The following is a 20,464-nucleotide window of genomic DNA, read 5'->3' on the forward strand; positions in this document are numbered from 1 at the left end:
AGGAGTGATCGATTTGTCGTTTTTAACACCAGAAGAAATCATGATCAAAAAACAAAAGAGAAAAACTATGATGTATGTTGGGATATTTTCTGCAACAGGCATCGTGGTTGCAGGAACCACGCTTCTTACATACGGTTTCTAAAAAAGGCGTCTTTTGACGCTTTTTTTTATTGGTTTCTTCTATTATTCTACAATATATGGAAAAGTTCCCGGTTTTTCGATAGAATATGAGTTGAGCCTATACTACTTGGAGGAAACCGCCATGAAAAAAGAATTAAATCTATTCAAGGGACTTAAAAACCCTTCTTTCTTTTTCTACGATCTTTCATCAACTGAAGATATTAAAGGTTACCGGAAAAATATAGTTCGTTTAATTTTATTATCTGTTTTTACATTCGGTTTGGTTGCCTCTTTCGGTATAGGAATGGATCCTCTTTCTAAAGAACTAAACAACCTCTCCGCAACAGCATATGAATTAGAGAAGTTCCTGTTTTTCTTAGGGAGAATCTTAAGCGGGATTTTCTATTCCTGCATTACTCTTTTTATTCCCAGCATCCTTTTCTGGACGATTTCGGAGAAGGGGGAATACCGCAAGCTTGTAATCATTCAAGGATTGGTTTTATTGATCCTGCTTATTGAGAAATTAACTTACATCCCATTATCTTTATTCTTCTCACTCGATTGGTTCTCGTCTCCCCTGTCTCTCGGAGTCATTGCCCAATACATAACCGGGAAATCCTGGGTCATCTATTTCCTGGGGTGCTTCTCCCTATTCAAGATCTGGATTTTTTACATACAATACAAGGGTCTGAAAAAGCTCACCGAACAAAAGAACTGGCTGATCTGGCTGGTCATCCTTTTGACCAATCTCTTTTTCTGGGCCATCACCGCTTTGTTAGCCTATCTCGATTTTTCAACATTAATCTAACGTTCAAAGGCTGGGATCATTTATGAATAAACGTAAGGTATTATATACCGGACTCGCTTTGTCTCTCCTTTTTGCAGGTACGAATGGTTACCTGATCGGAAAGGCAAAGAGCAAAGTAGACCGTGAAGTCCGTATTGAAGAATGGAAGGCACTCGACAAAGGCGACCTGCAAGAAGAGCTCCCTAAATCCGGCGTGGTCACTTCGGCTGAAGAAAACTACCTCTACTTCAATGATGAATTCGGTTCGTTCAAAAAGTTCCTCGTCAAAGAAGGCGACGAAGTAAAGGCGGGTACCCCGCTTTACGAATATGAAGTCACTGATTTCACCGGCCAAAAAGATGTCCTGGAATCCGAAGCCGATCAGCTGCAAGAGGAAATCGACAGTATTGAAGCCAACATTTCAGACCTGAAGATCCTTGAAAACTCACTTCCATCTTCATATGAAGAAGAAGAGATTCCCCTTGAAGCAAGTGCCCTTGCAACAGAGTATGATATAAAGAAGGAAATTGCTTTTCGCGAGCTCGAAATAGACCGATTGGAAAATCAAATCGACGGTCTTGAAAGTCAAATTTCCGATTTGGAATCTTATGAAACGACTCTCACTGTTGAAAGCAGCGGAGACGGTACCATCAAAGAGCTGTCTCACACCGTACAAAATCCATTAATCACGATTGCGTCCAAGGGTGTAATCGTGACAACCGACCTGACTGAAAAGGAAATCATGGATGTCGAAGAAAACATGGACGCCAAGGTTCAGTCAGAGGTTGAAAGGAAAACCCTGAAGGGACTCGTATCGGATGTCTCCACTCTCCCTAAACGAGACCCCCATATCCAAACGGAAAGCGTGTATCCAATTGAAATTCAGCTTCAGGATGAAGACATTAAGCTGCTTCCCGGACATCATGTGTTTGTATCGGTGATCACCGATGAAGTAAAGAACGCTTTGGCAGTGCCTGTAACAGCTGTTGAAAAATCAGGAATGAAAAAACACATCTGGGTACTGACTGATAAAGGATCGGTGAAAAAGAAAACCGTCGAAACCGGACTGGAAGTGGACGGCAAGGTCCAGATCAAATCAGGCGCGAAAGCCGGGGACTATTATATCGTGAACCCTGGTGAAGTGCCGGCTCTGCAAAGCGGCGCTGCATTCATTACAGCTCTTGATTGGGACAAGATCAAGCTGAGGGATCTGAAGAAAATGAAACGGCCGACTGTTATTGAAAACCTGCTGCTCGGGATATTGGAAAGAAAATAATGTTTTAGTGGGCCCCGCTCTGATATAGAGCGGGGCTTTTTTATACATAGTCTCTTTTGGAGTGATGATACTAAAGGTATCTGACACTTTTTAAAGGAGACGATTTTTTTATGAAACGAATCAAACCTGTATTCATCATCTTTATCCTATTATCACTTCTTGCATTCTCTTTCCCATCGGGATGCGGCTTTGCTGCTAATCCTGCGAAGAAAAATGTCATCTTCATGATCATGGACGGAACAAATTCTGATATCGTCACGCTTTCACGATGGTATAAGGGTTCCGGGCTTAACCTTGATAAAATCCTGGTCGGCGGTGTCCGGACGTATTCAGGGGAATCAGCGATCACGGACTCTGCGGCTGCAGGAACGGCTATGGCGACCGGCATGAAAACCCGTGCTGATCATATCGGGATGTCTAAGGATGGCAAGCCGGTGTTATCCGTTCTGGAGGCAGCCAAGCTGTCCGGCTACGCAGCGGGGATCGTATCGACTTCCCCTGTCCAGCATGCCACCCCTGCTGCCTTCACTTCCCATGTGATTGACCGGGATGAATTCGGTGATATCGGAGAACAGCAGGTGTACCAGGACCTCGATGTCATTCTCGGGGGCGGGGCTGCGTGGCTGAAGCCCAAGTCCAAAAACAAGGTCAAGAATGACGACGGTATGCTAAAGACCAAGCAAATATCCCGTGAAGATGGAGAAAACCTTATCTCCAGTATAAAGTCTAATTTGGTGTATAACTTCATTTCCTCGAGAGACGGCCTTTCAAATAGCCGCGGTGATGAGAAGCTTTGGGGAGCATTTGCGGAAGAAGATCTGGCGTACGATATTGACCGTAAAGCGTTGAAGCCGGATGAACCGACCCTTGCAGAGATGACCAGGGCTGCGATTGAACGATTATCCGCAAGCAGGAAAGGATTCTTTCTGATGGTGGAAGGCAGCAAGGTGGACTGGGCAGCACACAAAAATGATCCGGTCGGGATGATAAGCGAGGTGCTGAGCTTTGACAGAGCGGTCGGAGAAGCATTGGATTTTGCGGAGCGTGACGGGAACACAATGGTGGTCGCGGTCACCGATCACGGGAACAGCGGGCTGACGCTTGGAAACGTGGATACCGATAAGAATTATAAGAGTCAGCCTAAGGATCACTTTGTTGGGCCGTTGAAGAAGGCGAAATATACGGTTAAAGGTGCTGTTTCTTTGTTGAAGGATGACCGTTCGAATTTGAAGGAAGTGTTGGGGTCGTATGGGCTGCATGATTTGAATAAGAAAGAATATTGTGTGATGAAAGATGCCAAGGAGATCGGTGACCTGGAGGATGAAATGGTCAAGTTGATGGCGAAGCGCGCGAATTTAGGGTTCTCCACCCACGGGCATACCGGAGAAGATGTTTTTTTATATGGATTTGGTCCGGGGAAGCCATCCGGACTGATTGAGAATATTGAATTGTCTAGGGTGTTTGCCCGTTATCTTGGGTTTTCTTTGGAGAATTTTACTGATTGGTATGTGGATGGGGAGAAGTTTTTCAAGAAGAAAGGCTATAAGGTGATGATTGATAAGCGGGATCGTGATAATCCTGAGCTTGTTGTGTCTCGGGAAGAAGAGGAGATCCGTTTTCCGGAGAATAAGAATTATTATTTGAGGAATGGGGAGCGTGTGGAGCTGCGGAGTGTGAATGTTTATAGCGGGGGGAGGTTTTATGTGCATTGGGAGTGATAGTTTGTTGAATTGGAATCCGGTGCGCGCGGTGCCTGGCTCAGATTTGCGGTTTTGAGCCTGGCTCGATGTGGCGGTTTTGAGCCTGGCTCGATGTGGCGGTTTTGAGCCTGGCTCGATGTTGCCCATTTGAACCTGGCTCAATTGGGACGATTTGAGCCAGGCTCAGATGGGCTTTTTTGAGCCTGGTTCGAAGTTGCCTGTTTGAGCCTGCTCAAACCTGGGTGTGGCTGTACCTGGTACACAGAACCTGATTTGTACCAGGTACAGGCAACGCAGTTTGTACCTGGTACATTACGTGCTTCTTGTACCAGGTACAACAATACATTCAATGTGTATCTGGTACACCCTATCCAACCAATCAGATACCATACCTCCCCCCTCCACCCTTCGACATTTCCCGAGAAATATCTCCCCCATCCTTCCCCAATCCCCGCAGTTTTTCCTCTTTTATTCCATTCCCGCCCCCTTATGCGTTATAATAAAAGAATGCGATTTTATAGATGGGAGAGATTATTCGATGGCGATCCGGATCGAAGAGTTGAAGGATAAATTAATTCCGATGAGTCGGGCGATACAGGGTGAGTTGAACCCGGGTACCGACGATGGAAGAAATATTGTCTCAAAAGGGCTTCTTTTGTTTCGCCAGAACCTGGTGTCGAATGTGAAGGTCCGGGATGAGGAGGCCAGTGCGGATGTTCAGGATGTGACGCCTGTTTCGGTGCGGCTTGACCTGCAGTTCCCGCTGCTCAGCAAATGCTCCTGCCCCTACTCCGGCTGGTGCAGGCATCAGATGGCCACGTTTTTTATGATTTACAACAAGGTGGCCCGCGTCAGCGAATGGATCCAGGATTGGCGCAGCCAGGAAAGCTCTCCCGATACGGATGAAAATAAACCCTCATCACTTGATGAATTATTCAAGAAACACACGGATTCAGGTGCCCTGCGGAAGGCCAGTGAGCTGCTGCAGGAGCGCAAAACACGGGGAAATACACCCGATGAATGGTGGCAGTTTTTTGAGTCGCTCCTGAAAAAGGAAGATTTGCAGCTTCTCGAGAGACAGCCATATTTGATGGACGTGATTATACAGAATATCTATAAGCGATTTAATAAAGAAGCACCGTTTGAACGCGAGTGGAAGCCTCTTTATCAGCTTTTCGCCACCTTCTTCCTGACGCTTGAGGTGGATGTTTTTTTACAGGAAAGAAATATTGAATTAAGCCGCGAGCAGTATGCCCTGTTCGATTTCCTGCTGGATGAGATGGAGGATGCGGTCGAAAAGCTGTCGGTGCATGCGATGCCGTTCAGCTTCGATCCGTTCATTGCTTTCTTGAAGGAGAAATCTGGGGAGATGAGTGAGGATAACAAGCACAGCACGGAAATAAAAGCTGAGGTTTACCGGTTCATCTGGTATTACTTATTCAAACAAAAGGCCTGGCGCCGCAAAGAGGTAGAGCGTTTGGAAAGTTCCCCTTCCCAGGATGATCCATTCATTAAGATTGCTCTGCTCCATCAATATCTGCTGCTTGATGACTTGGATAAAGCAGAGGAAACGGTGGAAAGGATCGGGACGGAGCTTGTCGCTTATTCCGAGTTCTGGATGGTTAAGTTTGTTCTTTCCAAGCGATATGAAGGTCTGCTGCTCCTTTTGAAGGCCATTTTGGTAAGGCTCCCTTCCTATATCGAAGAAAAGAGTCATTATGAGGCATCAAGCTTTGTGCGCTGGTTTGTGCGCAAGCTGCCGACGGATTGGCTGATGGAGCGGGACCCTGTGTTCTTGCGGGAACTTCTCCTGGCGATGCTGCCGTTCAGCTATTACAGCTACTCGGAGTTCCTGCTTAGTTCAAAATCCCACCGCGAGTGGGTGGAACTCCAGAAGTATATGGGCTATTCCGTCGGCGAGATGGAAAACATGGGCCTCAGCCAGGTGTATAAGGAATCGCCTGAGCTTGCACTGCCGGTCTATTATAACGGTGTCATCGACATGATCGAGCAGAAGAACCGCGACAGTTACAAGTATGCTGTGCGCTATATGAAGAAGATCCGGACGATTTATAAGAAGCTGAAGCAAACGGATAAGTGGGATGACTATCTCCCCTATATCCTTGAAAAATATAAACGACTCCGTGCGTTTCAAGAAGAATGCAGAAAGGGTAAGTTGATTGATGCTTAAATTGTCTTCCGTGAAGATCAATGTAGACGCAACTAAATATGCCGGCCGCTTCTTCCTGACGGCTGAAAACGGCGAGGGTGAAGAGCTGCATCCTTCCCAATGGAAAAGTCAGCTGTTCCTTTGGCATGAGGATACCCATTACGGGACGCTGCTTCAAGACCGGATGGCTGATGGCGGGATCGTCGTGTCGCACTGGGAACTCCTCACCTTACTCGCGCAGGAACATTTCAGCGGGATGGTCGAATGGGACTGGGATGAAACCGGCCAGGCCTGCAATGCGATTGCCCCCGTCCTTTATGAAGCGATTGAAGCCGGCCGCTGGCTCCCCCGCTTTGATGAATGGCAGGAAACGGGGCTGCAGTTCCATATCCCGGATGAAGTCTGGGAAAATTTCAATGAAGACTTCTGGCAGCAGGACCTCCCTGATGGCCCGTCCCTCGCCGCTTTAACACAGCAGTGGTTTGAAGGGTCGCTGAATGAAGCGATGGCTGCCGGCGGGTCGGAAGCGATGAAGAGGATACAGAAGCTGAAGGAGAGTACGCTCACTTCCGAGGAGCTTCATGCTTATTTTGACGAGAAGCGCTGGAGCGAGTGGATCCGCGGTGAAGAGGATGAAGAACTGCCGTTTTCAATCGGACTGCGTATCTCGGAGCCGCTTGATGAAGATGAAACGTGGCAGCTTGAGACGATTCTGCGTGACCGGAAGCGGGAGAAGCGTGTGATTTCGTTGACAGAAGATACGGTTCCGGCAGGTTGGAAACCTTATCTGCCGCAAGTACGTGAAGAACAGGAACGCTGGCTGAAGATGATTCCGATGCTCCGTGAGAGTGATGGGACGCTGACCGATTCACTTAGTGAACACGACGCTTGGGATTTTTTGTCGGTGCTCAGTGAAAAACTGATCGACCTCGACATCGAAATCCTTCTGCCGTCCTGGTGGGAAGCGATGAAGGACGCACAGGTACTCGTGAAGGCGAAGCTGAAGAACACCGATACAAGCTACCGCCCTTCTTTCGTCGGCTTGAACGCAATGCTTGATTTTGACTGGCGCCTGTCGATGAACGGGGTCAATTTATCGGAGGATGATTTTAATAAGCTCGTAGATGACCAGCGAAGACTCGTGAAGATCCGCGGTCAGTGGATGAAGCTCGATCCTGCGATGATCCGCCGCATTCAGCAGATGATGACGAAGGCGAAGCAGGAAGGCATCTCGATCCAGGATATGCTTGAGCAGGAGCTTGTGCCGCGGGATGAAGAAGACGGTGCGCTCGATGATGAAGACGACGAGTATGATCCATATAAATACGCCCGCATCCAGTTGGAACTCAACCGCTCGTTGAAAAAACTGGTGAGTCAGCTGACGAATGTATCGTCCATTCCACTGGTGGAAACGCCGGATGCCTTTCATGGGGAACTCAGGCCGTATCAGCAGCTCGGGATGAGCTGGATGCTGTTCCTGCGGAAGTTCGGTTTCGGGGCATGTCTTGCCGATGATATGGGTCTTGGGAAAACGGTGCAGCTCATTACGTACCTTCTGCATATTAGGTCCGATGAAAAACCGGAGACACCTGCCTTGATCATTGCGCCGACATCGGTGCTAGGGAACTGGCAGCGTGAGATCGAGAAGTTCGCACCCGATTTGAAGGTTCATCTTCATTACGGTTCGTCACGCGCAAAAGAAGAAAAGTTTTTCGAGCGGATTTCCGGCATGGATATCGTACTGACCTCTTACGGGCTGTCGCATATTGATTTTGACGAATTGTCAGGTGTGGAGTGGAGCTGCATTTCACTGGATGAAGCGCAGAATATCAAGAATGCGAACACAAAACAGTCCCGCGCGATCCGAAAGCTTAATGGAAAGCATCATGTCGCTCTGACGGGAACGCCGATGGAGAACCGGCTGTCCGAACTGTGGTCGATCTTTGATTTCCTGAACCACGGCTATCTCGGCGGCTTCACTCAGTATCAGAAGAACTATATCGCACCGATTGAAAAAGACGAATCCCAGGAAAAAGTCCGCGAGCTGCAGGCAAAAATCAAGCCGTTCCTGCTGCGCCGGACGAAGAAGGACCCAGAGGTCGAACTCAACCTTCCTGAGAAGATCGAGCAGAAGGAATACTGCAGCCTGACTGCTGAACAGGCGGCGCTCTATGAACAGCTTGTACAGGAGACCTTGACGAAAGTCGAAACGCTGAGCGGGTTCGAGCGCAAGGGATTGATTTTGCAGATGCTGAATCAGTTAAAGCAGCTTTGTAACCATCCTGCTTTATATCTGAAGGAACCGGATCCCCGTTCGATCCTGACGCGTTCCGAGAAAATGCAGAAGCTGAAGGATATCGTGGAAGCGGCCCTTGAATCTGGTGAGGGAACATTGATTTTCACCCAATATATCTCTATGGGTGAAATGATCCAGGAAGTCATGAAAAAGGAATTCGGCGTGGATGTTCCATTCTTGAACGGAAGCATGGCAAAAGCAAAGCGGGATGAACTCGTAGACCGCTTCCAGAACGGCGAATTCCCGGTCTTCCTTCTATCATTGAAGGCTGGCGGAACCGGCTTGAACCTCACTGCCGCCAACCACGTCGTTCACTACGACCGCTGGTGGAACCCTGCCGTCGAAAACCAGGCAACCGACCGTGCCTATAGGATTGGTCAGAAACGATTCGTTCACGTTCATAAGCTGGTGTCATCTGGGACCCTAGAGGAAAAAATCGATGCCATGCTCGAAAAGAAACAGGCATTGAACGACGAAATCATCAGGAGCGACCAGTGGGTCACCGAATTGTCGGATCAGGACTTGCAGTCGTTGTTGGTGTTGGAGTAGATTATGTATGACCCCCTTTCATTGTAGGAAGGGGGTTTTTGTTTTTTTGTTGTTATGGATGCTGATGTCTAAGTAACTACTACTTAGTTGATTGGAGCTCCAGGCACTCGACTCCTGCGGGAAAAGCGAGTCAAGGGAGACCCCACAGGCGTGAAACGCCGAGGAGGCTCCCGACCGCCCGCGGAAAGCGAGTGCCTGGAGCGGAAATCAACGAGCTGCGTTTTATGGAGAGATAGTTTTAAACTTGCATTCTAAGTAGAGTAGAAAATTATTGGAGTAGAACTCCACCTTTTTAAGATAGCCCCTGAGGAGGCTTACCGTCCGCCCGCGGAAAGCGAAGTCCTGCACGGAAATCAAATGCGGTGATCAGCGAATACAACCACAAAAAAACAGCCGGCTCCAATGGAAACCGACCCTACATGAAGACATATTGGGGAACGTACAAAACTGCTTCACTGCTACTTACAATCTTCTATTTCTAACGAGGTATGTTAGAGGGATGCCGCGGAGTCATGATGAAAATTGGACATTGAGACAAAACTTACAGGTTGGATAAAACGTTTAGTTGGTGTTCATTCTCTGAAGGTTTCTAAGATGAGGATTGCATGCGGGGTTCCTTAAGATGTGGTCTTGAGGGCAGGATTCGGGTATTCAAACCCTTGTTCCAGTGCGGTCACCCGTTGTGAAAGATAGAAGTTCTCGACGTTTGTACGGGCCACTTTCTTGATCAGTTCTTCGTTCAATTTTTCAAGTCGATCGATCCGCTGTTCCAGCGTCTGCAGGGTTGCCAATGGGTCCCCTCCCTTCTTTTAAAATGGCAGTTCAACCGGCTCTTTCTCCGGCGGCTTCTCAGTCTGCTGTTGTTCCCGGTCAGCGACAGGCCTTGAATTCATGAACCGAATGGAATCAGCTACTACCTCAGTAACATAAACCCGTTTACCTTGATCATTCTCATAATTTCGGGTCTGGATGCGGCCGGTGATGCCGACGACAGATCCCTTCCGGCAGTATTTCTCCGTGTTATCGGCCGCCTTGTTCCATATCTTGCACATGACGAAATCCGTTTCGACCTGCCCCTGCTGATTTTTAAACTGGCGGTTTACGGCTACTGTCACATTCAGGACAGACCGGCCTTCCATCGTTTTCCTAGCTTCGGGATCCTTGGTCAGCCTGCCCACCAGGGTGACTTGATTGATCACTTTTATTCCCCCCTCTCTTTTGGAATGATTTAATCTTACCCTCTCCAATCCACCGGTGTAAAATCGTGAATTTCCGGAATCTGCGTATATAACTTCAATAAATTCACTAAATTCCCCTAGGGAGATTTGCCATTTCTGAAGTAAAATAAGCCCGAAAATCGAAAATCCACTTTTTTTAGCACAATTTACTCATTAGGGATTCTTTTACCGCTGTGATATAATTTTTATAATTAAAACCTATTCACGGGAGATGTTCGTTCATGAAAACCTTTAAAGTGATTTCACTGCAGGTAGTGGATAATGAGGAACTCCAGGATTTTGATATCGAGGACGGCCTGATCATCAATAAAGAGGATGGGAAAAGTACGTGGCTCGTGGAAACCTATATGTCCCAGAAGTATCTCGAGTTTTTTCAGAAGGCTCAGCAGCAAGAGAATGACTTGGAGATACAGGTCGTCATCTCCAACAAAGCCAATGATCCCGCCGCTTTCATGACATCGATACGGGGAATCAAGAAAATGAACGGCCGGATGAGCGTTTTATTTGAAGGGAAATTGAAGAAGCAGCGCAACGAATATGCAGAATTACTATTGGATGACCTATTACAAAGAGGATATACCGGAGATGAACTGGTGAAGGAATTCCGCGAAAAAATGGTATCCAAACCGCGTCTGCCTGTTACTTCAAAACCAAGCGTCTGATTTTTTACGACAATATGTAAACTTCTTATAGAGCGGATGTTGACTGTTTGATATAATAAAAGTATCGAAACGATTTTATAGGCAGGTGTCCACCATGATCGGGGAACGAGTTAAAAGGTATAGACAAGAAAAAAGAATGTCCATGACTGAGCTGGCTGATAAAGCCGGGGTTGCCAAGTCATATTTGAGCTCCATCGAGCGAAACATTCAACAAAACCCATCCATTCAGTTTTTGGAAAAAGTCTCTGCCGCTCTGGGAATCTCGATGGACGCGTTGTTACACGATGATTCAGAAAACAATTCTGTCGACCGCGAGTGGATTAAAATTGCAGAGGAAGCAATGGATTCCGGTATTACAAAGGAACAATTCCGCGAGTTTATTGAGTTTAATAAATGGAAATTGGGCAACAAATAAAGTCTTGCAGCGGCTGCAAGACTTTTTACATTCATCATTTATTTTTTTTATATTCTTTGTGTCTACATGTTTTAAAACAATGTTTACACAATTTTGTATTCTTCAAGTTCCTTACTATGATTCTGTAAAAAATGTCTTATCTCATTCTTAGAGATTCCTGCATCAAGTGCTTGTTTAACTAATTCAATCCATTCTAGATCAAGTTCACGCTTCATCTTTTCCATTCCTCCTAAAATACATGTATGTATTCCAGGCAATCCAGCCATCTTAGTCGTCCGCTGGGTTCCATCTACTTTAACTAAATACACAGCACCCATCTTCTTACCTTAGACCTGTGACTTTGCGTCCCTACTTTTCAATAGGTTTGCCTTTATCTGACTAGCTCCTTAGAACTATACCCATTATACTAAGGAATAACCTCTATCATCTGTTGTTTTTTGTCTTTTCTGACAACTTTTTTCCAACAAATCATGCCTTAATCTGACAAATATGGAATAAATAACTCTTAATGGTACCAGGAAATAATGAAATGATGTAAATATAGTCGAATTTTAGCGAAAATCTTTGCGGTACGCTTCTAATTTCTTTTTTATAGGAAGGACTTTATCATTAATATTTCGGAAGGTTTTGGAGTCATAAAATGGATGATCAGATAAGTCTTTTCCGCATGATGGGCAGAGCCAGTGACCGGTTTCTGAACTGCTGAATGATGCCCGTGTACAGCGGGTGCATATTTTCTTATACATGTTATACATTTTTCCTTTCTTTCAAGCTAAAATCAGACAGTCTCAGTTTTCTTCGAGTAAGGATATACAAACAAATCCCTGCTAAAAACAGGCTGCTGCCCCACATTAAATAGTTGAAGTAATCAGTTCCCGTATCCGGTAATAAGCTTCCTTCTGCAACAGAGGTAACAGCACCGTCAGGTCCTTCCGCCAGGAAATCGAATTGAAACTCTGTCATTAACCCCTGATATTCATTTCCGAGCCCATATGGTATTTCTATGGAAATTTCATATGTTTTAGAATCACTTCTTTCTAAATTGCGAAGGTCAAGGTTTTTGAAATCTTTTACTTTTCCTTCTGCTAAAGTTTTATTACCATCGCTTATATCAAGAATTAATTCATTATAGAATTTTTCAGAACCACTTAGAAATGTGTTTTTAAACAGGTAACTGAAATCTTGTTTCCCTCTATTTGATATCGTAATGTTCCTTGTGATTTTATCGCCTGGTTTCATATTTGTTAGGTTAAATAAAATCGGAGATGGACTAACAGAGATATCTGCAGATCTGTGCTCTTTTGTATTCTCTTCAGCAAAGATATCAGTATTAATCAAATATGATGAAATAATAATAATAGTAACGATTTTATAGATGATTTTCATAGTTTATCTCCTTTAGTATTGTTATGCACTGCTAATATGTACAACTCGTTCTTTTTAAAGAACTACCAATTTCAGTATATATAACAAACAATCCGTTATAAAGGATTGAATTTCTTTAAAATCCCTACTTTTTCTAGCAATAGTGTTCTATATATAGAATTAACTCGTTCTTACTCGGTTTTTCGTTTTTTATAAATATTATTTTGTTCTATATAATGAAAATATCTGAGTTAGAAAGGACTGAGGCTAATGGTCGGTGAGGTTTTAAAATATTTCAGGGAAGAAAGGGGGTTAACCATCACTGAACTCTCCCATTTAGCAGGCATCTCAAAGTCATACATAAGTTCAATTGAAAGAGGGCTGCAAAAAAACCCCAGTATTAAAGTTCTTCAAAAACTGGCCGACACATTGAATATCCCGCTCAGTCAATTACTTGAATTCAAATCGGAAAACCTTCTAATCGATAGAGAGTGGCTTCAACTAGTAAATAAGGCGATTGAAGAAGGGCTGACAAAGAAAGACTTTCTTGAATATATCCAATTCTTCCAATTCAAAAAGGGGAACCATATGTGAGGATCTTTTTAAAATTCATAAGTATCGTGTTACTGATTTTGGGGTTAATATTTATTGGATTTTCGGGTTACAAGTTAATAAATATTAAGTTCCAAGAAAAAAAATCATTGGATGAGGCTGTCGATGTTGTGAGTGGTCAAGAAAATTTTGAGGATCATTCAAGCGAGTTACCGCACTCGTTTTTAAAAGGCGAAGTGGTAGGCATATTACAAATACCCAAATTGGATAAAAAACTGCCCATTATTGAAGGAACAGAAGAAGAAGAGCTTGAAAAAGGGGTCGGCCATTATTCAGACACCAAACTGCCTGGAGAAAAGGATCGTATCTTCTTGGCCGGACACAGAGATACGGTTTTTAAAAACATGGGCAAAATTGAAAACGGGGATATATTAAGCATTGATATGGCTACAGGAACCCACGAGTATGAAGTCTTTGAAAGTCTCATTGTCAAAGAAGATGACCTATCTGTATTACAACCTACCTCACCTGAGGAAATCCTGACCCTTTCCACCTGCTACCCCTTCGAATATCTGTCGAGCACTGAAGATCGATATATCATCAATGCGCGGAGAATAAACTAAGCGTAGAAGCAACAACTTCTACGCTTTGTTTCATTACTCGTCCTTATTATCTTTATCATTCATATCGATATCATCTTCAACAGCATCTTCTTCAGGTGTGTTGTTGTCTTTTGTTGCATCTTTATCATTCGGTGTGTTCTTGTCTTCTGACTCAGGATAGTTCTCGTCGTTCATGTCGTTATCATTCATGTCGTTGTTGTCATTGATATCGCCATCTTCGTCGACGTTCCCGTTGTCCTCGACATTATTGTCTTCCGGAGGAGGCTCCTGGTCGTTTGCATTACATCCGACAAGCAGCATGGCTGCAAGTGCAGTTCCGCTTAGGATTGAGAGTAATTTTTTGCTCATGATGTTGGCTCCTTTCTGTTGTGGGTTGTTTGTTGTGTAAGACCGCGGTTTGTGGTCTTTCGTGGTTAGCTTTCCCTGAAGTTCGGTTTTTTTGCATGGATTTTGGGATTTTTTTGATTGGGGTTGTTACTTTCAGAATGTAGTCAAGTATAGTTCTGCAAAAGCCGCTTTTGATTTCCGTGGAAGACTTCGCTTTCCGCGGGTGACGCGTGAGCCTCCTCCTTCAAGCGGTTAACTGTCTAGCTGCAGGGCTTAGAGGCACATGTCATAAGCCAAACCCGACCAAGAAGGCAAAGAACGCCTTCGTGGACGATTCGTCTTATGCCACACGCCTCTGAGCAAAGCCCTTCCGCTTTTCGGTTAGGAGTCTGCGTCTTCCACTCCAATCAAAAGCTGGAGCCGGTTAATATTGTGGAGCGTTAAACCAACCTTCATGAAGTTATTATAGGATCAAAACAAAAAACCAGCCCATCAGTGATCCAAATATCACCTCAGAACTGGTTCCATCAACTTATTCTTCTTTAGCGCCAAGTGCGAACATCATTTCGAGTTCGCATGCTACTTCGCCGTCTACTGTGGCGAGGCCTTTTCCTTTGCCGATTGCTCCTTTGAAGCGGATCATTTCGACTTCGAGTTTGAGCTGGTCTCCTGGTTTAACCTGGCGTTTGAAGCGGCATTTGTCGATGCCTGTGAAGAATGCGAGGCGGCCGCGGTTTTCTTCTTTTTTGAGCATGGCAACCGCTCCGACCTGTGCAAGTGCTTCAACGATCAGGACGCCGGGCATAACCGGGTAATCAGGGAAGTGCCCATTGAAGAACTCTTCATTGGCGGTTACATTTTTAATACCGACCGCTTTCTTACCTTCTTCGACCTCTATGATGCGATCCACCAGCAAGAATGGATAGCGGTGCGGGATAATGTCTTTGATTTCATTGATATCTAGCATTGATTATGTACCTCCTGTTATATACAACCTTCCTCCATTGTACATAAATCGCGGGGAGAATGGAATAGCCTGGCACGGAAGCAAAAAGGCCCGTCCCTCAATGCGTTAAAGCACTGAGGGCCGGGCCTTCATATCTTATTTATGCTTTACAATATCGATAATATGCTGCCAGGTTTCTTTTTTAAAAACGTCGGCCGGGTTGCCGTCACCGATGACGCCGTAACCGACCATCGCCCCAAGCGCAAGACTGGCAGCAAGAAGGACGATGACGAGAAGGATCCGCAGCCAGATTGGAATCATCCGCACGCGCACCCAGCGCTGCGGTTTTGCCTCTTCCTTCTGCTTCACCTTTTTCTCGGCATTTATTGTTTCCCTTGTTTTCGCTTCTTGTACCAGTTCTTTTTCACTCATAGCTTAAGACTCCTTTTAGCGTATACCATTAACGAGACCCATCATCTGGTCCGCAAGCGAGATCGAACGCGCCTGGAACTGATAGGATCGTTGAACATTCAGCATATCCGTCATTTCTTTTCCTATATCCACGTTTGAGGTCTCCAGCGAATTCTGGACCATAGAAACACCCGCTCTGTCTCCACCGGTAACATTGGTGAGAATCTCATCAATGTCGACGTCGAGCGTGTCCATATTTTCGGGAAGACCTACTAAGTTACTTCCATATTGACTGAGAAACTGAGGTTTTTCAATGGAAACTATTCCTAAATTCACTTGCTCTTGCTGTCCGTTCTGTCCGGAAATCGTGAGAACCCCGTTGTCTCCCAGTTTAAAATCTGTGGCTTCTTCAGAAAACGTTATATAATTATCGTTCTCATCCAGGACAGGATGGCCGCCGGCATTGACCAGCATCGATTCACCATTCCCCACCGGACTGACGAAGAACGCACCGTCTCTTGTATAACGCACTGCATTCGTTTCACCGTCCTGGACAAGCACCTTGAAATACTGTCTTTCATTCGTCAACGCAAAATCCAGCGAACGTCCCGTTGATCTGAGAGAGCCCTGTGACAGAATAAGCTGAGCCTGCCCCAGCTTCGCCCCAACGCCTGACCGGATACCTAGAGGAGTAAGCCTGCCTGTCTCATCGTTGGTTCTTTCCTGATTTCGGACGTTCTGAACCATCAATTCGGAAAAAGACGCTTCACGGCGTTTGTACCCATTCGTCTCTGCATTCGACAAATTATGACCGATCATATCCATTTGTTTCTGCAATTGTCCCAGCGTATTCGTCGCTGTGATCATGGTCCGGTTCATGTCAATTCCCCTTTATTATAAGGTATTTCGCGTGAATTTTCTATTTCAAAAGGATGACTATCCGTTTACCCGGCCGATTTCATTTGCTGCTTTTTCCATGCTGCGGTCGTAAGCCTGAAGTATTTTCTGGTTCGCCTCGAACGAACGGTAAGCAGTCATCATGTCGGTCATTGTACGGGAGGCGTCGACGTTCGAGCGTTCAAGGAACCCCTGCTTTGTTGAAAAAATGACGCCTTCTGCTTCATATGCGTTTGGAAGAGCAGCATTGACTTCCATTGCAAACAAACCGTCTCCCTGCTTGATCATAGTGTTCGGATTTCCGGAAAAACCGATGCCCAATCGAGCGACCTCAGCATCGTCAACAAGGATTTCCCCGTTATCGCCAATTTTGAAATCATCCGATTCAAGCTGAATCCTGCTGCCATTCTCATCGAGTACAAAAAAGCCGCTGTTCGTTGTCAAGAACCCGTTCCCGTTCACTGTCAGGTTCCCGTTGCGTGTGTAACGGGGACCGTCCGCACCTTCCACTGTCAAAAACACAGACCCTTGAATTCCTGTATCCCCATCAATCGGCATCGTCCCGTTTATAAGGGCAATATCAGCATCCCTGCCTGTTTCCTGGAGGTCACCCTGCAAAAAGTTCGGGGTCGTCTCCTGCATATAGACGCCTGTATTCAATTTGCCCACCTTCTGGTTAAATGGAACCGACATCCCTTTTTCCGTCGGGATCTTAGCCGAGTCCAAACGCTCCAACAGCATTTCCGGAAAAGCGCGCATCGAAGCCTGGTCAGCTTTGTAACCGGGAGTATTGGCATTCGCCATATTATTGGTCAGCATTTCTGTTTTTCGCTGCTGTGCAAGCATTCCGCTCGCCACAGTATAAAAACCACGAAACATACGTCCACCTCTTTACGTTTTCACTCTTCCATCCTGTTATCGGATCATTAGGACCGACTTTTCACTCCGATCTTGTAAGTTCCAAAAAGTTCCTGTCAGCCGATTTTCCTGCGTGAGATTTTATCAATGTTCTCAAGCATCATGCCTGTACCGACTGCCACACAGTCCATCGGATTCTCCGCTTTAAAGACAGGCACCTTTAATTCCTCTGCAAGTAGCTGATCCATACCGTGCAATAAGGCACCTCCGCCAGTGATGATGACACCGCGGTCGATAATATCCGCTGAAAGCTCAGGCGGAGTCTTCTCAAGGACATTTTTAGCCGCCTGTACGATGACAGCGACTGATTCCTTAAGTGCCCCTTCAATCTCCTTGGAAGTGACCGTAATCGTACGTGGAAGCCCTGATACCATGTCACGTCCGCGGATATCCATTTCAGTCTGAACTTCTTCCCCGTCCTCGCGATTAACAGAGAAAACCGTACCGATATTGATCTTGATGTCTTCCGCCGTACGCTCACCGATCAGAAGCTTGTACTCTCTCTTGATATAGTTAAGGATTTCATGATCAAATTTATCGCCGGCCATCTTGATTGACTGCGCCGTCACGATGTCTCCCATTGAAAGGACCGCAACATCCGTCGTTCCGCCGCCGATATCGACAACCATATTGCCTGTCGGATTGAAGATATCCATGCCTGCTCCGATTGCAGCAACTTTAGGCTCTTCTTCAAGATAAATCTTCTTGCCGCCGCTCTTCTCGGCCGCTTCCCTGATCGCCTTCTGCTCAACGCTTGTGATATTCGTCGGGCAGCAGATGAGGATCCTTGGCTTCGATAAGAATCCTTTAACATTCAGTTTGTTAATGAAATGCTTCAGCATCGCTTCAGTCACGTCGAAATCCGCGATGACGCCATCCTTCAATGGACGAATTGCCACGATGTTCCCAGGTGTACGCCCAACCATGCGGCGTGCCTCTTCTCCGACTGCCAATACTTTATTCGTATTCTTATCAAGCGCCACAACGGATGGCTCATTCAATACGATCCCTTTTCCCTTAACATGAATCAGGACATTCGCCGTCCCAAGGTCAATACCGATATCTTTCGCAAACATTTCGTGTTACTCCCTTCTACGGTTCCAGTCATTTATATGTGTAGTTAATTTGTTGTATGTAATTACGTTATTACGATAAGGTAAAACTTTCACCCAATATATTATTTTACCACAAATATGTCGAAAGTACGTATTCTTTGTCAAAAAAATGTATTAATATTGTTATTTATTTGAAAAATGATGTTGGTTTGGTGTTTTTTGTTACAAGTAGGTTAAAAGGGCTGGCGATTTGATTGCCGCAGTTGATTTCCGTGAAGGACTTCGCTTTCTGCGGGCGGTTGGTGAGCCTCCTACGTCCTTATCGAGGCAGGGTCCAGCTGCAGGGCTTAGAGGCACATGTCATAAGCCAAACCGACCAAGAAGGCAAAGAACGCCTTCGTGGCCAATTCGTCTTATGCCCCACGCCTCTGAGCAAAGCCCTTCCGCTTTTCTAATAGGAGTCTTCGCCTTCCACTCCAATCAACTGCTGGTGAGGGGAAATACATCGTTTTTCTCACCACATCAAATCCCAACCAACTCCCAGCCAAATTCCGGTTGGTGACTGAGCGCTCGGTCTGCTGTTTCCTATAAATTAGCTGTGCCTGGCACAATACCGCTTAATTGTGCCAGGCACAGCTTTTCCGTCCAAAAATAAAAACACACCAAGCGCAACGATGCGTAGCTTGGCGTATTTTGATCAGCTGTGGAGCTCTTCTTTTTTGTACTTTTGTTTGGTGGCTTCACCGCCCCGAAGATGTCGGATTGATTTATGATAATCAAGTATCGTTTTTACTTCGTTTGCCAGATCTGGATTGATTTCCGGCAGGCGTTCTGTTAGATCCTTGTGAACAGTACTTTTGGACACGCCAAACTCCTTCGCAATGACACGAACGGTTTTCTTCGTCTCCACGATATACTTTCCAATCTTGATTGTTCTCTCTTTGATGTAATCGTGCACACCACTCGACCTCCCTGAATTGGATGTGAGAAGTGTGAAATGAGACTCGCTGGATCAATAATGAAATAGTATAGACCGCAATCTGCGGCAGAAAGCTTTATTTACTGCTGTGCTTCCTGATCATGCAACGTATGGACAAATTCCCCGGCTCTGTGAAGTAGTAGGTTGAAACGATTCCTCACCTCAAACACTCTCTATTTTGATAGGTTTGTATCATTTTATTAGCCGAGGTCCCCATATATGCACAAAAAAGACAATAAGGACAAGGTTTGGCGGGAATTTTCTGATAAATAAATCAGGCATAAGTCTGCTTTTCTGATTTCGCTGGCCTCTGAATGAGGGTGAGCAAGTGTACCAGGTACGTCCGGAGTCAATTGTACCTGGTACAAGAAGGAGGCTTTGTACCAGGTACACCCGCCAATCGGGACGGTGCCGCACCTGGTGCCTGGCTCAATTCGGCCAAAACGAGCCAGGCTCAAAACCCCTGAATTGAGCCAGGCACCAACAAAACACCCCACAAAAAAACGGGTCAAGGGACCTGTCCCCCCGACCCGCTCACCCTCAGCAGTTCTCCCCATGTATTGATTTTACGGTCGTGCAGCAGTTCGAGGAGCTCGACGAATAGATAGGCTGTGGTGAGTGCATCGTTGACGGCCCGGTGCCTCGGGTACATGCGGGTGCCGAAGATCTGCGCGTATCGCTCTAGGTCCCGCATGTCATAGGATGGGGCCAGGTATCCTATGAGGTTCAGAGTATCGATGCTTGGGGGCATTTTCAGGCTGTATCCTGTTCGTTTCAATTCACTTCTCAGCACAAGCTCATCAAAGCTGACGTAGTGGCCTGCAAGGCAATCAGCTTTATTTTGCCTCAGGAAATCAAAGAAAGCGGAAATCGCCTCATAAGCTGACGGAGCCGGTTCGACATCATTCGCCGTGATTCCGGTCAATTCGGCTATTTCCCGAGAAATAAGTCGATTGGGATTTGAAAAGGTTTGAAAGGTTGTTTTGTCTTTAACGGTGCTGCCCTTCACCAGCACTGCACCGATTTCAAGCAGCCGGTCTTCGGCGTTAACACGGAATCCTGTTGTTTCAGTGTCAAATACGATGAACGTCATTTCCCCGATCGGCTTGTTCAGCGGAATCGTATCGTAGCCAAGAGGACAGGTGAGTTTCTTTTTAGAAAAAATGAATGGAGTCACT

22 protein-coding genes and 1 riboswitch are annotated in these 20,464 nt (G+C 45.8%); of the genes, 10 read left to right on the forward strand and 12 right to left on the reverse strand.

Annotated elements, in window-relative coordinates:
- Window positions 1–13: 13 nt before the first annotated feature.
- The 6 genes from BHE18_RS23820 (at window position 14) to BHE18_RS20505 (ending at window position 8,898) form a co-directional block, all read left to right on the forward strand.
- Complete coding sequence (locus BHE18_RS23820; RefSeq protein ID WP_268876478.1) at window positions 14–142, forward strand: hypothetical protein; 129 nt, start codon at window positions 14–16, stop codon at window positions 140–142.
- 120 nt (window positions 143–262) lie between these two features.
- Entirely contained in the window at window positions 263–928 is a 666-nt protein-coding gene (locus BHE18_RS20485) for a hypothetical protein (protein ID WP_071620354.1), read from the forward strand.
- 22 nt (window positions 929–950) lie between these two features.
- A complete protein-coding gene (locus tag BHE18_RS20490) occupies window positions 951–2,183 on the forward strand; it encodes an efflux RND transporter periplasmic adaptor subunit (protein WP_071620355.1) in 1,233 nt (410 codons plus the stop codon).
- A gap of 110 nt (window positions 2,184–2,293) precedes the next feature.
- Window positions 2,294–3,901: an alkaline phosphatase gene (locus BHE18_RS20495; RefSeq protein ID WP_071620356.1), complete on the forward strand. Its 1,608-nt coding sequence runs from the start codon at window positions 2,294–2,296 to the stop codon at window positions 3,899–3,901.
- Between the two features lie 520 nt (window positions 3,902–4,421).
- On the forward strand, window positions 4,422–6,074 hold the full coding sequence (locus BHE18_RS20500; protein WP_071620357.1) for an SWIM zinc finger family protein: 1,653 nt from the start codon (window positions 4,422–4,424) through the stop codon (window positions 6,072–6,074).
- The gene (locus tag BHE18_RS20505) at window positions 6,067–8,898 is read left to right on the forward strand and encodes a DEAD/DEAH box helicase (RefSeq protein WP_071620358.1); all 2,832 of its coding nucleotides are present in this window, start codon (window positions 6,067–6,069) and stop codon (window positions 8,896–8,898) included. Before BHE18_RS20500 ends, BHE18_RS20505 begins: the two co-directional genes overlap by 8 nt.
- A 617-nt stretch (window positions 8,899–9,515) precedes the next feature.
- Here BHE18_RS20505 and BHE18_RS23365 read toward each other — a convergent pair.
- Complete coding sequence (locus tag BHE18_RS23365; protein ID WP_156416151.1) at window positions 9,516–9,689, reverse strand: hypothetical protein; 174 nt, start codon at window positions 9,687–9,689, stop codon at window positions 9,516–9,518.
- 18 nt (window positions 9,690–9,707) lie between these two features.
- Window positions 9,708–10,097, reverse strand: a complete 390-nt coding sequence (gene ssb, locus BHE18_RS20510) for a single-stranded DNA-binding protein (RefSeq protein ID WP_071620359.1) — start codon at window positions 10,095–10,097, stop codon at window positions 9,708–9,710.
- Between the two features lie 260 nt (window positions 10,098–10,357).
- Between ssb and BHE18_RS20515 the strand changes: the two genes are divergently transcribed.
- Entirely contained in the window at window positions 10,358–10,798 is a 441-nt protein-coding gene (locus BHE18_RS20515; protein ID WP_071620360.1) for a YwpF-like family protein, read from the forward strand.
- Window positions 10,799–10,892: 94 nt separating this feature from the next.
- Window positions 10,893–11,213, forward strand: a complete 321-nt coding sequence (locus tag BHE18_RS20520; protein ID WP_071620361.1) for a helix-turn-helix domain-containing protein — start codon at window positions 10,893–10,895, stop codon at window positions 11,211–11,213.
- An 83-nt stretch (window positions 11,214–11,296) separates the two neighbouring features.
- Here the strand turns inward: BHE18_RS20520 and BHE18_RS20525 are convergent, their stop codons facing one another.
- On the reverse strand, window positions 11,297–11,428 hold the full coding sequence (locus tag BHE18_RS20525) for an anti-repressor SinI family protein (RefSeq protein WP_235860398.1): 132 nt from the start codon (window positions 11,426–11,428) through the stop codon (window positions 11,297–11,299).
- Between the two features lie 34 nt (window positions 11,429–11,462).
- Window positions 11,463–11,592: riboswitch (cyclic di-GMP riboswitch) on the reverse strand.
- 368 nt (window positions 11,593–11,960) lie between these two features.
- Window positions 11,961–12,599 (reverse strand): TasA family protein, encoded by a 639-nt coding sequence (locus tag BHE18_RS20535; RefSeq protein ID WP_071620363.1) that lies wholly within the window; start codon window positions 12,597–12,599, stop codon window positions 11,961–11,963.
- 249 nt (window positions 12,600–12,848) lie between these two features.
- On the opposite strand from BHE18_RS20535, the gene BHE18_RS20540 reads away from it, so the two are divergent.
- Window positions 12,849–13,172 carry a helix-turn-helix domain-containing protein gene (locus BHE18_RS20540; RefSeq protein ID WP_071620364.1) on the forward strand — a complete coding sequence of 108 codons (324 nt, stop codon included), beginning with the start codon at window positions 12,849–12,851 and terminating at the stop codon, window positions 13,170–13,172.
- Window positions 13,169–13,753, forward strand: coding sequence for a class D sortase (locus tag BHE18_RS20545; protein ID WP_171910766.1), 585 nt, complete (start codon window positions 13,169–13,171; stop codon window positions 13,751–13,753). Before BHE18_RS20540 ends, BHE18_RS20545 begins: the two co-directional genes overlap by 4 nt.
- A gap of 33 nt (window positions 13,754–13,786) precedes the next feature.
- Here the strand turns inward: BHE18_RS20545 and BHE18_RS20550 are convergent, their stop codons facing one another.
- From BHE18_RS20550 to BHE18_RS20585, 8 genes are all read right to left on the reverse strand, one after another.
- Window positions 13,787–14,101 (reverse strand): hypothetical protein, encoded by a 315-nt coding sequence (locus BHE18_RS20550; protein ID WP_071620365.1) that lies wholly within the window; start codon window positions 14,099–14,101, stop codon window positions 13,787–13,789.
- A 511-nt stretch (window positions 14,102–14,612) separates the two neighbouring features.
- Window positions 14,613–15,047: a 3-hydroxyacyl-ACP dehydratase FabZ gene (fabZ, locus tag BHE18_RS20555; RefSeq protein ID WP_071620366.1), complete on the reverse strand. Its 435-nt coding sequence runs from the start codon at window positions 15,045–15,047 to the stop codon at window positions 14,613–14,615.
- Window positions 15,048–15,182: 135 nt separating this feature from the next.
- The gene (locus BHE18_RS20560; protein ID WP_071620367.1) at window positions 15,183–15,458 is read right to left on the reverse strand and encodes a DNA-directed RNA polymerase subunit beta; all 276 of its coding nucleotides are present in this window, start codon (window positions 15,456–15,458) and stop codon (window positions 15,183–15,185) included.
- A gap of 15 nt (window positions 15,459–15,473) precedes the next feature.
- Window positions 15,474–16,316 carry a flagellar hook-basal body protein gene (locus BHE18_RS20565; RefSeq protein WP_071620368.1) on the reverse strand — a complete coding sequence of 281 codons (843 nt, stop codon included), beginning with the start codon at window positions 16,314–16,316 and terminating at the stop codon, window positions 15,474–15,476.
- 57 nt (window positions 16,317–16,373) lie between these two features.
- The gene (locus BHE18_RS20570; RefSeq protein WP_071620369.1) at window positions 16,374–17,213 is read right to left on the reverse strand and encodes a flagellar hook-basal body protein; all 840 of its coding nucleotides are present in this window, start codon (window positions 17,211–17,213) and stop codon (window positions 16,374–16,376) included.
- A gap of 95 nt (window positions 17,214–17,308) precedes the next feature.
- Window positions 17,309–18,328, reverse strand: coding sequence for a rod shape-determining protein (locus BHE18_RS20575; protein WP_071620370.1), 1,020 nt, complete (start codon window positions 18,326–18,328; stop codon window positions 17,309–17,311).
- A 676-nt stretch (window positions 18,329–19,004) separates the two neighbouring features.
- A complete protein-coding gene (spoIIID, locus tag BHE18_RS20580; RefSeq protein ID WP_034765200.1) occupies window positions 19,005–19,265 on the reverse strand; it encodes a sporulation transcriptional regulator SpoIIID in 261 nt (86 codons plus the stop codon).
- Window positions 19,266–19,794: 529 nt separating this feature from the next.
- Window positions 19,795–20,463, reverse strand: a complete 669-nt coding sequence (locus BHE18_RS20585) for a 3'-5' exonuclease (RefSeq protein ID WP_235860399.1) — start codon at window positions 20,461–20,463, stop codon at window positions 19,795–19,797.
- Window position 20,464: the final 1 nt, after the last annotated feature.

The sequence above is a fragment of the Rossellomorea aquimaris genome, from assembly GCF_001877785.1.
Lineage (GTDB): Bacteria > Bacillota > Bacilli > Bacillales > Bacillaceae_B > Rossellomorea > Rossellomorea aquimaris_A.